13 protein-coding genes are annotated in these 12,476 nt (G+C 53.9%); 2 read left to right on the forward strand and 11 right to left on the reverse strand.

Features of this window, described 5'->3' with window-relative positions:
• Nucleotides 1-3: 3 nt before the first annotated feature.
• The 8 genes from GH984_RS09840 to GH984_RS09875 all read right to left on the reverse strand — a co-directional run bounded on the left by GH984_RS09840 (nucleotide 4) and on the right by GH984_RS09875 (nucleotide 6,928).
• Nucleotides 4-1,968: a nucleoside-diphosphate sugar epimerase/dehydratase gene (locus GH984_RS09840; RefSeq protein ID WP_153720047.1), complete on the reverse strand. Its 1,965-nt coding sequence runs from the start codon at nucleotides 1,966-1,968 to the stop codon at nucleotides 4-6.
• A gap of 9 nt (nucleotides 1,969-1,977) precedes the next feature.
• Complete coding sequence (gene rfbC, locus GH984_RS09845; RefSeq protein ID WP_153720048.1) at nucleotides 1,978-2,520, reverse strand: dTDP-4-dehydrorhamnose 3,5-epimerase; 543 nt, start codon at nucleotides 2,518-2,520, stop codon at nucleotides 1,978-1,980.
• A complete protein-coding gene (gene rfbA, locus GH984_RS09850; RefSeq protein ID WP_153720049.1) occupies nucleotides 2,517-3,410 on the reverse strand; it encodes a glucose-1-phosphate thymidylyltransferase RfbA in 894 nt (297 codons plus the stop codon). The genes rfbC and rfbA overlap by 4 nt, the downstream gene beginning before the upstream one ends.
• The gene (gene rfbD / locus GH984_RS09855; RefSeq protein WP_439959287.1) at nucleotides 3,407-4,294 is read right to left on the reverse strand and encodes a dTDP-4-dehydrorhamnose reductase; all 888 of its coding nucleotides are present in this window, start codon (nucleotides 4,292-4,294) and stop codon (nucleotides 3,407-3,409) included. Before rfbD ends, rfbA begins: the two co-directional genes overlap by 4 nt.
• 11 nt (nucleotides 4,295-4,305) lie before the next feature.
• Nucleotides 4,306-5,367, reverse strand: coding sequence for a dTDP-glucose 4,6-dehydratase (gene rfbB / locus GH984_RS09860; protein WP_153720051.1), 1,062 nt, complete (start codon nucleotides 5,365-5,367; stop codon nucleotides 4,306-4,308).
• A 77-nt stretch (nucleotides 5,368-5,444) separates the two neighbouring features.
• Complete coding sequence (locus tag GH984_RS09865) at nucleotides 5,445-6,341, reverse strand: T6SS phospholipase effector Tle1-like catalytic domain-containing protein (RefSeq protein WP_153720052.1); 897 nt, start codon at nucleotides 6,339-6,341, stop codon at nucleotides 5,445-5,447.
• Nucleotides 6,342-6,386: 45 nt separating this feature from the next.
• Nucleotides 6,387-6,773 carry a type II toxin-antitoxin system VapC family toxin gene (locus tag GH984_RS09870; RefSeq protein ID WP_153720053.1) on the reverse strand — a complete coding sequence of 129 codons (387 nt, stop codon included), beginning with the start codon at nucleotides 6,771-6,773 and terminating at the stop codon, nucleotides 6,387-6,389.
• Nucleotides 6,761-6,928: a type II toxin-antitoxin system Phd/YefM family antitoxin gene (locus GH984_RS09875; RefSeq protein WP_369692046.1), complete on the reverse strand. Its 168-nt coding sequence runs from the start codon at nucleotides 6,926-6,928 to the stop codon at nucleotides 6,761-6,763. Before GH984_RS09875 ends, GH984_RS09870 begins: the two co-directional genes overlap by 13 nt.
• A 121-nt stretch (nucleotides 6,929-7,049) precedes the next feature.
• Here GH984_RS09875 and GH984_RS09880 point away from each other — a divergent pair, with 121 nt between their 5' ends.
• Both GH984_RS09880 and GH984_RS09885 read left to right on the forward strand, forming a co-directional pair.
• Nucleotides 7,050-9,224 carry a hypothetical protein gene (locus GH984_RS09880; RefSeq protein ID WP_153720055.1) on the forward strand — a complete coding sequence of 725 codons (2,175 nt, stop codon included), beginning with the start codon at nucleotides 7,050-7,052 and terminating at the stop codon, nucleotides 9,222-9,224.
• A gap of 175 nt (nucleotides 9,225-9,399) precedes the next feature.
• Nucleotides 9,400-10,272 carry a hypothetical protein gene (locus GH984_RS09885; protein ID WP_153720056.1) on the forward strand — a complete coding sequence of 291 codons (873 nt, stop codon included), beginning with the start codon at nucleotides 9,400-9,402 and terminating at the stop codon, nucleotides 10,270-10,272.
• Nucleotide 10,273: 1 nt separating this feature from the next.
• Here GH984_RS09885 and GH984_RS09890 read toward each other — a convergent pair whose 3' ends face one another.
• Genes GH984_RS09890 through GH984_RS09900 form a run of 3 tightly spaced genes read right to left on the reverse strand, consistent with a single transcriptional unit; the run spans nucleotide 10,274 to nucleotide 12,402 of the window.
• Nucleotides 10,274-10,588: a Nif11-like leader peptide family natural product precursor gene (locus GH984_RS09890; protein WP_153720057.1), complete on the reverse strand. Its 315-nt coding sequence runs from the start codon at nucleotides 10,586-10,588 to the stop codon at nucleotides 10,274-10,276.
• A complete protein-coding gene (locus tag GH984_RS09895) occupies nucleotides 10,585-10,902 on the reverse strand; it encodes a Nif11-like leader peptide family natural product precursor (protein WP_153720058.1) in 318 nt (105 codons plus the stop codon). The genes GH984_RS09890 and GH984_RS09895 overlap by 4 nt, the downstream gene beginning before the upstream one ends.
• A gap of 24 nt (nucleotides 10,903-10,926) precedes the next feature.
• Nucleotides 10,927-12,402, reverse strand: coding sequence for a radical SAM family RiPP maturation amino acid epimerase (locus GH984_RS09900; protein WP_153720059.1), 1,476 nt, complete (start codon nucleotides 12,400-12,402; stop codon nucleotides 10,927-10,929).
• Nucleotides 12,403-12,476 lie beyond the last annotated feature (74 nt).

Consider the following 12,476-nt stretch of genomic DNA (forward strand, 5'->3'; position numbering starts at 1 on the left):
GTATTAGTGCGGGCGTTGCGGTGGTTGCATCTCTAGTAGGCTCGACTCTAAACGCTGAGCCAGCCGATCATAGGCCACGCTATCCATGCTTGAGCTTCGAATAGCCTCGCAAAGCAAGCGCGTGGCCTGGCCATAATCAAAGGCATCAACCGCCAACTGTAACGCATCGAGCTGCGTCTGCAAGGCGGGCCAGGCCACCGAGGGCTCGACCGTTTGCATAATCATGGGGTGAGCCGTGGAGCGAATTTCTTCGCCATAAAACAGATCTTCATGCAGCTTTTCGCCCGGGCGCAGGCCAATAAAATCAATGGCAATATCACCATCTGGATTGGCCTCGTCGCGCACCGAAAAGCCCGACAAACGAATCATACGCCGCGCCAGCTCAACAATTTGCACCGGCTCGCCCATGTCTAGCACAAACACCTCGCCACCCTCGGCCATCGCGCCGGCCTGAATAACTAGCGCTGAGGCCTCGCGAATGCTCATAAAATACCGGGTGACTTCAGGGTCGGTAACCGTAACCGGGCCACCATGGCGAATTTGATCTCTAAAGAGCGGCACCACCGAGCCCGAAGAATTTAATACATTGCCAAAACGCACAATCGCAAAGCGGGTGGGGCCGCGGCGGGCATTGGCTAAAGACTGTAGGCTGAGCTCAGCCAAACGCTTGGTCGCGCCCATCACATTATGTGGGTGGACTGCCTTGTCGGTAGACACGAGCACCATGTCGCGCACGCCCGCATTACAGGCCGCCTCGGCCACACAGCGAGTAGCCAGCGCATTGTTGCGAATGCCCTCCAGTGCATTGGTCTCTACCAAGGGCACATGTTTGTAGGCGGCGGCGTGATACAGCACCTCTACATCATAGGCGCGGAAAACCGCCTCCATACGGCGTTGATCGGTTACCGAGCCAAGCAGGGCCACAATTTCGACATCCTGCTCGGCAATGGCCGCAGCTTTGCGCAGCTCTCGATCGATGCGATAGAGCAAAAATTCTGAGTGATCAAATAACACCAGCCGCGCGGGTTCACGCGCCATGGCTTGGCGGGCCAGCTCTGAGCCAATCGACCCACCCGCCCCGGTAATCATGACCGAGCGACCGGTTAGCGCGGCATTAATCAGCTCATCATCTGAGGCAACGGTACCGCGACCCAGCAGATCGTCTACATCAATATCCTGAATTTGCTCCACTCGCGCCCGGCCAGAGACGATATCGGCCATATCCGGCAGTGTTTTCACATGCACAGCCAATGACTCGAGCGATTTCACAATGGCTTGGCGGCGTGCACGCGGCACCGAGGGCATGGCCAGGAGTACGTGGCGGAGTTCGCAGCGGGTGATTAGCGCGGGAAGATCATCGGGCGCATACACCTTAAGCCCGCCAATCACTTGGCCTTGCAAACGGGGGTCATCATCAATAAATAAATGTGCATGAAACTCGCCGTCTGCCACCAGCGTGTTAGCGAGCTGTGCCCCGGCACGGCCAGCGCCATAAATTGCCACGGGCTGCCGGCCCCGGGGTTTGCTTAAGAAAGACTGAAACCAGCTGCGCGCCAGCAGCCGCATGCCGCCATTAAGCAAAAATACGACGCCAAGAAAAATGGCATACACACTGCGGGGGAAGGGCTCTAAGCGCATAATCTCAACCACCGCCACAAAGGCTAGCGTGGTGAGTGCGGCGGCACGAAAAACATCATAAATGGCACGCGGGCCAATGTAGCGGGCCACCATATTGTAGAGGCCGCTAACGGCAAAACATGCAATACCGATTGGTGGAATGGCCAACACCAGCCACCAATGGATGGTAAAAAACAGGTGCAGGGGCTCGCCTAAGCGCAAATAAAACGCCAGCCACACGGCAAGCGGCAGCACCATCATGTCGGCAAACATGGTGATTGCCCGCTTTTGACCGCGGGATAAATCCAGCAACCGCTGCCGCAAACGTTCCGTATGCTGTTTTAACCCCATATCAACAGCTTAGCCCAAATCGGCGTCCGCCAGCAAAACAGCCGCCGCATCTTTTTCAGACAACAGTGGCTCAACGTGGGTCGGCCATTCAATACCGATGGCCGGGTCGTTCCATAAAATCGAGCGTTCATGCTGCGGGGCGTAGTAGTCGGTGGTCTTGTACAGCACCTCTGCTGTTTCGCTGACCACGACAAAGCCATGGGCAAAGCCGGCCGGCACCCACAGCTGGTGTTTGTTCTCCGCCGTGAGCGCAGCGCCCACCCATTGCCCAAAGGTAGGAGAGCCGCGGCGAATATCCACCGCCACATCAAAAATCTCGCCCACCACCGCGCGCACCAGCTTGCCCTGCGCTTGTTGCACCTGATAGTGCAGGCCGCGCAACACGCCTTGGCTGGAGCGGGAGTGGTTGTCTTGCACAAAGGTTTCCTGGCAGCCGGTGGCGTCAGCAAAAGCCCGGGCGTTAAAGCTTTCAAAGAAAAAGCCGCGATGATCTCCAAATACCCGCGGCTCGATCAGCATGACATCAGGAATGGCCAAGGGGGTTAGATTCATCGCAGATCTCCGGTTTCTTTTAAGACTTGCAGTAAATACTGCCCATAGCCGTTTTTAGCCAGCGGCTGGGCCAGGGTTTGTAAAGCCTCTGCCGTAATCCAGCCTTGCCGATAGGCAATTTCCTCAGGGCAGGCCACTTTCAGCCCCTGCCGCCGCTCTAATGTGGCAATAAACTGCCCCGCCTCAATCAGACTGTCATGCGTACCGGTGTCCAACCAGGCATGCCCGCGTCCCATTAATGAGACATGCAAATCATCGGCATCCAGATAACATTGATTGAGATCGGTAATTTCCAGCTCGCCACGGGGCGAAGGCTGCAGGCTTTTGGCAAAATCCACTGCACGGTCATCGTAAAAATATAAACCCGTTACCGCATAAGCGCTTTTGGGCTGGCTGGGCTTTTCTTCTAAGCTCAATACCCGGCCATTGGCATCAAACTCCGCCACCCCGTAGCGCTCTGGGTCATGCACCCGATAGGCAAACACCGAGGCACCCGATCGGGCATTGGCCTCATCCAGCAACTCGACCATGTCATGCCCATAAAAAATGTTATCGCCCAAAATTAGCGTTGAGGGATCGCCATTAAGGAACGACTCGGCAATGGTAAGCGCCTGCGCCAACCCGTCAGGGCTAGGCTGCACGGCATATTGCAGGTTCATGCCCCACTGGCTGCCATCGCCGAGTAGCTCGGTAAAGCGTGGGGTATCTTCTGGGGTGGAAATCACCAGCACATCGCGCAGCCCGGCCAGCATGAGGGTGGCCAGCGGATAATAGATCATGGGTTTGTCATACACCGGCAGTAACTGCTTGCTCATCGCCCGCGTAACCGGATACAGCCGGGTGCCCGAGCCGCCGGCTAAAATAATGCCCTTGCGTTGGCGATGGGTCATAAAATCTGCTCCAAAGTGTGGTCAAGCGCAACGCGCCAGTCTGGCAGCGTCAGGCCAAATGTGTTCTCAAGTTTGGTTGTGCTTAAGCGCGAATCGGCGGGCCGCGGCGCCGGCGTGGGGAATTGCGCGGTGGTAATGGCCGCAATCTGATCGGGCGTAACCTTAAGGGTGTGCCCAGCGGCCAGCGCTTTTGTAATCACATGGCAGGCCAAGCCATGCCAGCTGGTATGGCCTGCTGCGGTTAGATGATAAACCCCATTCGGCCCGGCCGCTGCCCCCTGCTGCAAACGCTGATGCAGCGCCTGCGCGGTAACATCGGCAATGAGTGCGGCGGTGGTGGGTGTGCCCACCTGATCGCTGACCACCTGCAGGCTATCTCGCTCGGCCGCTAAGCGCAGCATTGTGCGTGCAAAATTATGCCCGCGCGCACCAATCACCCAAGCGGTGCGGAATATCCAATAATCCGCGCCCGTTGCCGCTAATGCCTGCTCTCCGGCCCACTTGGTTTGACCGTAGACGCTTTGCGGATGGGTGGTGTCAGTTTCTTGGTAGGGCTTAGCCAGCGCGCCATCAAACACGTAATCGGTAGAGTAATGCACCACCAGCGCGCCTAACGCCGCGGCTACCTCACCCATCACTGCTGGAGCGGTCGCATTAATGGCTTTAGCCAGCTCCGGCTCAGATTCTGCTTTATCTACCGCGGTATAGGCCGCCGGGTTCACAATCACGCTTGGCGCGATGGCCCGCAGGGCAGCTTTTAATGCCGTCGCATCGCTTAAATCGGCTTGTGCACGATCAAGCACAATCACTTCACCCAGCGGCGCTAGGGCACGCCGTAGCTCAAAGCCTACCTGCCCTGTCGCCCCGGTCAGGGCAATGCGCACCGTCGGCTGGCTCAAGGCACCACCCCGTATTGCTGCTCTACCCAGTCGCGATAGGCGCCGCTGGCCACCCGCTCTACCCATTCGGTGTTGGCCAGATACCAGGCAATGGTGCGCTCAATGCCGGTGGCAAAGTTCTCGGCCGGTTGCCAGCCAAGCTCTTGGCGCAGGCGTGTGGCATCTATCGCATAGCGCCGATCATGCCCGGGGCGATCAGTCACAAACGTAATCAGCCGGTCATACGAACCCGCGGGATCGGGCTTAACCGCATCAAGCCGCGCGCAAATATGCCGCACGATATCGATGTTGGTCCACTCATTTTCGCCACCAATATTGTAGACCTCACCCGGCTTACCGGCCTCAAGCACCCGGCGAATGCCGCTGCAATGATCGCCCACATACAGCCAGTCACGCACATTGCTGCCATCGCCATAAATGGGCAGCTCACGGCCAGCCAGCGCGTTATGAATAATCAGCGGAATCAACTTTTCAGGAAACTGATACGGCCCATAATTATTGGAGCAATTGGTGGTTAGCGTGGGCAGGCCATAGGTGTGGTGATAGGCCCGCACCAAATGATCTGCGCCGGCTTTGCTAGCGGAATACGGCGAATTGGGCTGGTAGGGGTGAGATTCGGTAAAGGCCGGGGCATCTGGGGTTAGCGAGCCATACACCTCGTCTGTGGACACATGCAAAAAGCGAAACTCGGCCTGCGCGGCAGCATTAAGGCCTGCGTAATAACCGCGCGCGGCCTCTAGCAGCGCAAAGGTGCCCATCACATTGGTGGCAACAAAGGCATCTGGCCCGTGAATGGAGCGATCGACATGGCTTTCGGCCGCAAAATTAATGATGGCCCGCGGCTGATGCTTGGCCAGCAGCGATTCAACTAACGCCTGATCGCCAATATCGCCCTGCACAAAATGATGCCGCGCATCGTCTTTTAGGCTGGCCAGATTTTCTAGGTTGCCCGCGTAGGTCAGCTTATCTAAGTTGATAACCGGCTCGTCATGCGCCGCCAGCCAGTCCAAAACAAAATTGGCGCCAATAAACCCTGCGCCCCCGGTAACCAAAATCATGGCCTTCCCTTATGCAACCCTCTCTAGAACGTTGCAGAGTATAGCGGGAAAGGGGGGTTGCACCCAAAGGTGAGCAATTAGCGCTGGCATACCGAATCATGCACCTGCGCGCCAGAGGGAATTTCCCGCGGCCGATTACCGGCAAACACAAAGCGCAGTAGCTTGCCGCGCCAAGTCTGCCAGGGTTTATGCATGAGGGCATGCGGGTTGGGCGGCTGCGGGATAACGGGATCAGGTTGCAAGGCCAAGCCCTGCGCAGCAGCTTCGGCCAACATCCATTGCAGGGTGATTTCTGCCAGCCCACGGCGGGCATAGCCGCCACCTACATCGCCATGCGAACCGGTAAACCAAACTTGCTTAAGGGTTTGGCGCGCATGCAGCGGCGCGGTACGCCACAGCAGCGGTTCAAATCGTGGGCGGCGCTCATGAATGGCCACTGCATGGCGCGCATGGCTTACGGAGGGAGTTAATCGCGCGTTAAAAAAGCGCCGATTAGCATAAAAATAACCGAGTGAAGCCACGGTATCCCAAGCGCCAATAAAATGAATGGGGCAAGGTTGCGCATAGCGCTTGGCAAAGGCGTTGCGCTCGGCTGGCAGCGCCTTGCGAGTATAAAGATCGCTGGCCATGCTCAATCGATCAGCATGCTCAGGCCGCAACAAACCCACTTGATCGAGCATGCCCGTGAGCGCACGCATGGCATACGCCCCGCGGCTATAGCCAAACAAAAAGATCTGATCGCCCGGCTGATAATGCCGAATTAAAAACCGATAGGCGTTTTCAATTTCACGCGTTAAGCCATAACCAAACCATCGCCCCAGTAGCCCTTCCGGGCCAGAACCTAAGCCTGGCGCATAGTCGTAAAGTTGGTGAGGGGCGCTGAAATCAAGCCGTTGAACTAAATGATAGACATTAGACGCCGGATCAGCCGCCGTTTGGCCCGTGCCATCACTGCAGTAAACAAGATTGCGCATGCGCGTATTGAAAGCACAGGGCGCGGGGAGATTCTGTGGCTTATTTCACCAAACAGAATGGAGATAATGCTGGTGAATTAAACGGTCTTTGGTAAGCAAAGCGGCCTGCGAGAGCCGTGCTTGCGCAACGATGAGACGATCAAATGGATCTCTAGTCCAATTTTCTGCCTGAGCCGCATGCACAATTGCCCCAAAGGCGGCCTCACACGTTTGAAGCCCAACACGGCCGCTCAAATAATCCAGCACGCGCTCCGGTGATTGTCCGACTCGACCGATTTCCGATAGATACTGAAGCTCTAAGCGAACCATCGGAGAGACTTTTAGCGCTTCGGTTGATTGAAGCTGATCGACAACGGGATCAGGCAAACCTGATGTGCCCTTACCATAAAGATGCACAACTACATGCGTATCTAGATAAACTACGGCTGCCATTCATCCGACCAGTCAATCTCCGCAATCTCATCTGGATCTCCAACCAGATATTCAGGATGAGGCTCTAGTACACGTAAGTCTCTTATCGGCTCTGCAGACAGACGTATAACCCGCCCCCGCCGAGAGATTTCCACAACTTCTCCTGTTTCAATCACTTGGTCGAGCACCTTATATAAGTTGGCACGTAGCCATGATGGAGTAATGGTTGACATAAGCGTACGTTATATTAAAAAAGCGTACGTGCCAAGTTTTTGTTGATGCGGTATCATCGCGACAGTGAAAATTAACGTGTACTCTTTTCTCGGCTCATGGCAGCGGCGGAGCGTTTTCGTCGGATTGCTCGTCTTTGGCCTTGTTTTATTGGCTCAAGGCATCTACCGACCAATTATCGTGCAGGTTGAGGCACGCGCCGAGGCAATGGCGCAAGCCGAAGTATTTGTTGCCCCGTTTCCCGGTGGCCCGTACACCCCTGAAAAAGCACGCCTAGCCAGACTTGAAGCACAAGCCTGGACGCAAGCGACATTCGCCTTTCACGTGGCCTATCCCATTCAGGAACTGCGAATAGACACAGCAAAACAAGCGATTAACGTCGATATAAGAAACATTCACATCCAAAGCCGCTGGGGGCAGCAAACGCTATCGCCGGGGCAAATACTGGCAAACATACAACGCGCTCATCAAATTGATGTGCCAGCTCAAGCCGCCGATTCACTTTTAATGGTGGGTACTGGGCGTGATCCGCATTTTGTTTTGTCGCTTTCACCAGAGCTTTATGCGCCCTCAATTTGGCAACGAATTACCGCTGCACTGGTTCCCACCATCATCGGAATCGTTATTTGGCTGTTGGTCGAACTTCTCAAGCCTCACCAAACAAGACTGGCGCGCCTACCCGAAAAAATTGGCTATCTCGTTGAAACTCGATCACCCCTTCTCGTTGGTTTGTTAGGTGCTCTTGGCTTATCGGTATTGCTGGTGCTGCAGTTTGAAATTGCGCGCATCACGCCAATGTATCAAGGGCCGGATGAAGAGGCACAGGTGCCTGTTTCCTTTGCGGGATTTCACCAAATGGCATTTGGCGGAGACGGCCAATGTACTTTGATATGGGCCGATTTAATTACAGTACGCGACGAAATTATGCCCATCGCCCGTCGGCTTAGACTGCCCGTTACCCAAGAGCAGGTTTCCTTTTTAAAAGACTTGCGAGAAAACTCACCACCACCCACTGCTGAAACACCACTAATAAAGACCAATCGACATACCTGCGGCGCCACGCTAATGCTAACGCATGCCTATAACTGGCTGCCGGTGTTGATCTATAAAACACAACCCAACACCCCCAGCATCGATTACTTAAGCTACTTGCGGTACGGCCAAATTTTGTTGGCCTACTTTATTTACGCACTGACTTTTTTTGTGATTGCGCGGGGGCGTTCGTTGTTGGCGCCCGTGCTCACTCAGGCGGGACAGGCACGGCTTAAGATGGGTTTAGCGCTGTCTTTACTGGTGTACCTCGCCATTCCGCAGATGTTATTTATGACAAGCGTAATCAATGACACCGGCTACGCTGCGCCACTTGGCATTTTTACTTTAGTTAGTGTCTTTGTTTTCCACCGCTGGATAACGCCAATCCTGTTATTGATCGCAGTCGCCATGTTTGCCAGTGAACTGGTGGCTTATCTTGCTTTCGTTGTGGTGGGTATTCTTTGGTTAATGGGCCAGGCACTTAATGGATGGCACAACGGTTACCGATGGCTATGGATTATCGCAAGCCTCATTGCTGCTGGCATTGCAATGGGTCCTCTATTGCTCAACCTGCTCGATGCCAGTCGCCACTTAATTCCTTTATCGATCCCATCACCATTAATCGGCGCGGAGCACCCTGAAGTTTTCTACCGACATATATGGCAGACCGCCCAGTTTGTTTATTCATTTGGGTTGCTGGATTACAACAGCTTTTTTGGCGTCCTCGGGCAGCTTGATACGGTCTTTCCCGAACGTGGGCCTATCGCCTTTAAGGTTCTTGTTTATGGTCTGGTGGCACTTTTGGTGGCAAATGGACTAGTTAGCCTGCGTAACGGCCATCGTCCGCTGCAAAATTGGAAGCAAAAGCACACCTTGTTTGCGCTATTCATCCTGATTTTGATTCCACTGGCCGTGTCCGTGGCCAGCTATGCCACGTTTGACCATTACGCACGGGCCGCTAATGAATGGGGGAGGGAAATTCAAGGCCGTTATTTCCTTCCTCTTTACCTGTACCCCTTTAGCTTTCTTGCGATTGCGGTAGTGCTGGCGGCACAATCAAAACGGGCGCTGGGTGTAACACTGCTCGCTACCATTGCATTGATTAGCGGCGTGGTTTTTTACACGAGCAGCGTCATGCTCGATGTGCTTGCCATGCGCTACTACCCCAACCCTGAGGTGATGGCGGCCTATCGGCAGCTCTTACCCTAACTTGCTAGCAAACGAACAACGAATAGAAAAGCGACCAAAACAAGCAAGGTAATAACCCACCCCTGCCAACTGACGGGCCGTATTCCCCATCCAAACCGTTTGCGAGCAAACCAAGGTTTACCGTAGCCTTCTTTAGGCGATTGATGGTTTTTGTCTTCCATAGGGGCATTATGCATTGGCAGGTCTTCAGATCCAACAACTTAACAAGGAAGACAGCGCCGAGTTCTGTAGCCTGACCTACCCTTCACAACGCTGGTTGCTCCTCAACCCTGGGCAGGAAAAAGTGATAGCAGTTGGCGTGCGTAGTGGCCAAGATCCGGTTGGGCTGGCGTTGGCGCACGCTAGACCTACGAGCTTTGACGAGCTCGTATCACTGTATATCAATCCTTTATTCGATAGCCCCGCTGTTCGCAACAAATTACTGGCTCAGATTGAGAAAGAATGCTCGGCCGTCGGGCTAGAGACCCTCCAATTTTTGCCCGTGGTGTGGGAGCCTTCCATCCAATCCCTTGAATGGCTGATTGAACACGGATGGACGTATCAGGGGACGCGTCAACTGGTCTGCAAAGCGCCTGTTGATAACCTACTGGCAATTGACTGGTTACAGCGCCCGCAACTACCCGCCGGCTATCACTGCATACCGTGGTCAGAGGTCAGTGACTCATCACGGCAAACATTAAAAGACAGCCAACCCCACTGGCCGTCTTTACTTGATCCTTTTTATTTAGAAAAAGATCACTGCGACAGCGTTAGTCAGGCACTACTTGATGAAAAATCCCGTATTCGCGGCTGGCTCATCACCCATGGTATTGACGCGCAAATCCTTCGCTGGACGGCATCTTGGGTAGATCCGCAAATCCAATCGATGACCCGCGTGTTTCCACTCTGGCGCAACGCGGCTGAAGCGCAGAAAGCCGGCAGCAAACACCCCTTAGCGACTTGGACCGTTCCGATTGGATTAGACCGGATGCAGCGTTTCACCCTCCGCCGCATCCGACCCCATCTAACCGCGCTAGGGTATGCAACCCTTTTTAGTCGGGAGCTCTAAGTCACGCTACAGACGCAGCGCACACAATTTCCACCGCAGCTGGGCCACTAGCGGAGGGCGCACCGCCAGTCACGAGAACAAATTCACCAACACCGCCCTTACCGCCTGCCACTGTATCGAGCTGATCGTCGCTAAGCTCACCTTGAGCATTTGCTTGGACGTACTGTTGAGCCTCATCAACGGTAATGTCGTAGCCATGCTCTTGAGCAATGGCTACAAGCGATTCAACACCTTCAGAAGCATTCACTGCCTTTTCACGCAAAAGCTCATTCGAGGCTAAATCGCTAACAAAGCGCTCGATTTCTGCCGCGCTCATGTTGCAACTACAGCAACGACGGCCGCAGTCTCAGCCGCTACCACAGCTGATGTTGCAACCTCAGCGCTTTGAACAACGTTGGTCGCAACGGCAGTCTTACCACCGGCTACAGCGTCAAGCTGATCGTCGCTCAGTTCACCTTGGGTGTTTGCCTGAATGTAATCACGTGCTTCATCAATATTGATGTCGTAGCCGTGATCTTGCGCAATCGCAACGAGTGACTCAACCCCTTCTGAGGCATTCACTACCGTTTCACGAAGGCTTTCGTTTGATGCTAAATCGTTCACAAAACGCTCGATTTCTGCCTGACTCATTTTGTTAACTCCTGTACAAAAAAACTATGATGGATTGCCAGACAGGGCCAATGGCGTCTGTGTGGCGGTTAGAGGTGGATCACAAGCAATGCCGTAAAGCGCTGGATCATCGTTTAATAGACCATCATCAAATAACTGCTGAAGCACGCGTTGTACAAAAAATACATCCGCTTTGTCCCGCAGTAGCTTTCGCATAATCTCTCGGCCCGTAAACCGATTTTCAGCCAGCATTGCACCTAAGGCGCCATCAAACGGCAGTTGATCACGCCAAATTTTATGGGTCCGGGTAGTCAACTCAAACCCATTTTCTATCGGCTGATAATTTAAATCTCGCCGAAAGCCCAAAACCGTATCCATGGGTAAACGCATCGGCATGTGCCGAGCAATTAAATCCTCAATAACGGCTCTAAAATCGTCTGCATCTGTAAAAAATCGCTCGGCATAAACGCGATAACCCAAAGGCCATAATGAATCGGCTCGAGTTGGCGTAACTAATTGGATGCGCCGGTGCAACAGATTGACTAAGAACCCACTAACACAGGCAATCGTGGAATGGTCTTCACCAAAATAATGCTCATTATCCTCACGGCCGGCGGCTTGTCTTCGCAATCGGCGCGTCCGCGCCCGACCCGCAATGGCCTTAGTGCCAAGCGCTCCCTTTTGCTGATGAACGAGCTCAACCCCCATCAGTTCTTCAGGCGAGAAGGTTTCCATAACCGACTTAAATATCTTGGGGGTAATGATAGAAAAACGATTAGTTACGGTGCGATAGCGATCGAATAACGACAACACTTGTTGAGTTAACTCAAGATCACGCAGAGGGGCGGCGCAAGTGGTTTGCGGCAAGGCTCCCGTTACATGGTAATAGTCTTCAATAAATTTTGGGTAATCGGGATTATCGGCCGGATCGGTAGCCCAATAACAAAAACCGGTTTGCGTGGCGTTGCCAAAAAGATCGACCATGTGCGCCAGCATGCCTTGCCATAACTCAGCAACCTCTGGCGTGTAGGGCTGGTAGTCGCGGTAGCGCTCTGCCGAAATCCCGCAAAACCAGCAGCCAACTGAGCAACCATCTGATAACTCAAATGCAACAATCGGATGCGTGATAGAGTTTGAGGAAGCCATACCCAGTTCGCTTTCGCAGCGTTTTTGCTGGCGCATCCGCCATGCATCAAAGGCCGGGTTTATTGCTTCGCAACGCCCTAGCTCAGTCAGCATGTCGCGATGCTTCATCATGTCCGCCAGCCAGTCATCCCATAAAACGACAAGGGGCCACTTTTCTGCCTCAGCTGTGAATCGATACTGGGCATACTCAGAATGCCACAGCGGCAGTAATTCGGTTGGATCTACGCTAAGGCCGTATTGCTCGACCACAGGGTTAGGGTCGGAATGATTAGCTGTGAGCGCCTCTCGAAAGCCAGCATCACCACATAAGAACTCCATAAAGCGCTTGACGTGCGCAATTTTATTGAGCGACTCTTCACTCCGGCGTTCAAACATCCCCCGATAAAATCTAATTGCCTTAGTAATGGTCGCCACAACTTTGCCCCTACTAAATTTTTAGTGATGAATTC

Origin of the sequence: Spiribacter salilacus (genome assembly GCF_009649225.1) — a bacterium.
In the GTDB taxonomy this organism is placed as follows: Bacteria; Pseudomonadota; Gammaproteobacteria; order Nitrococcales; family Nitrococcaceae; genus Spiribacter; species Spiribacter salilacus.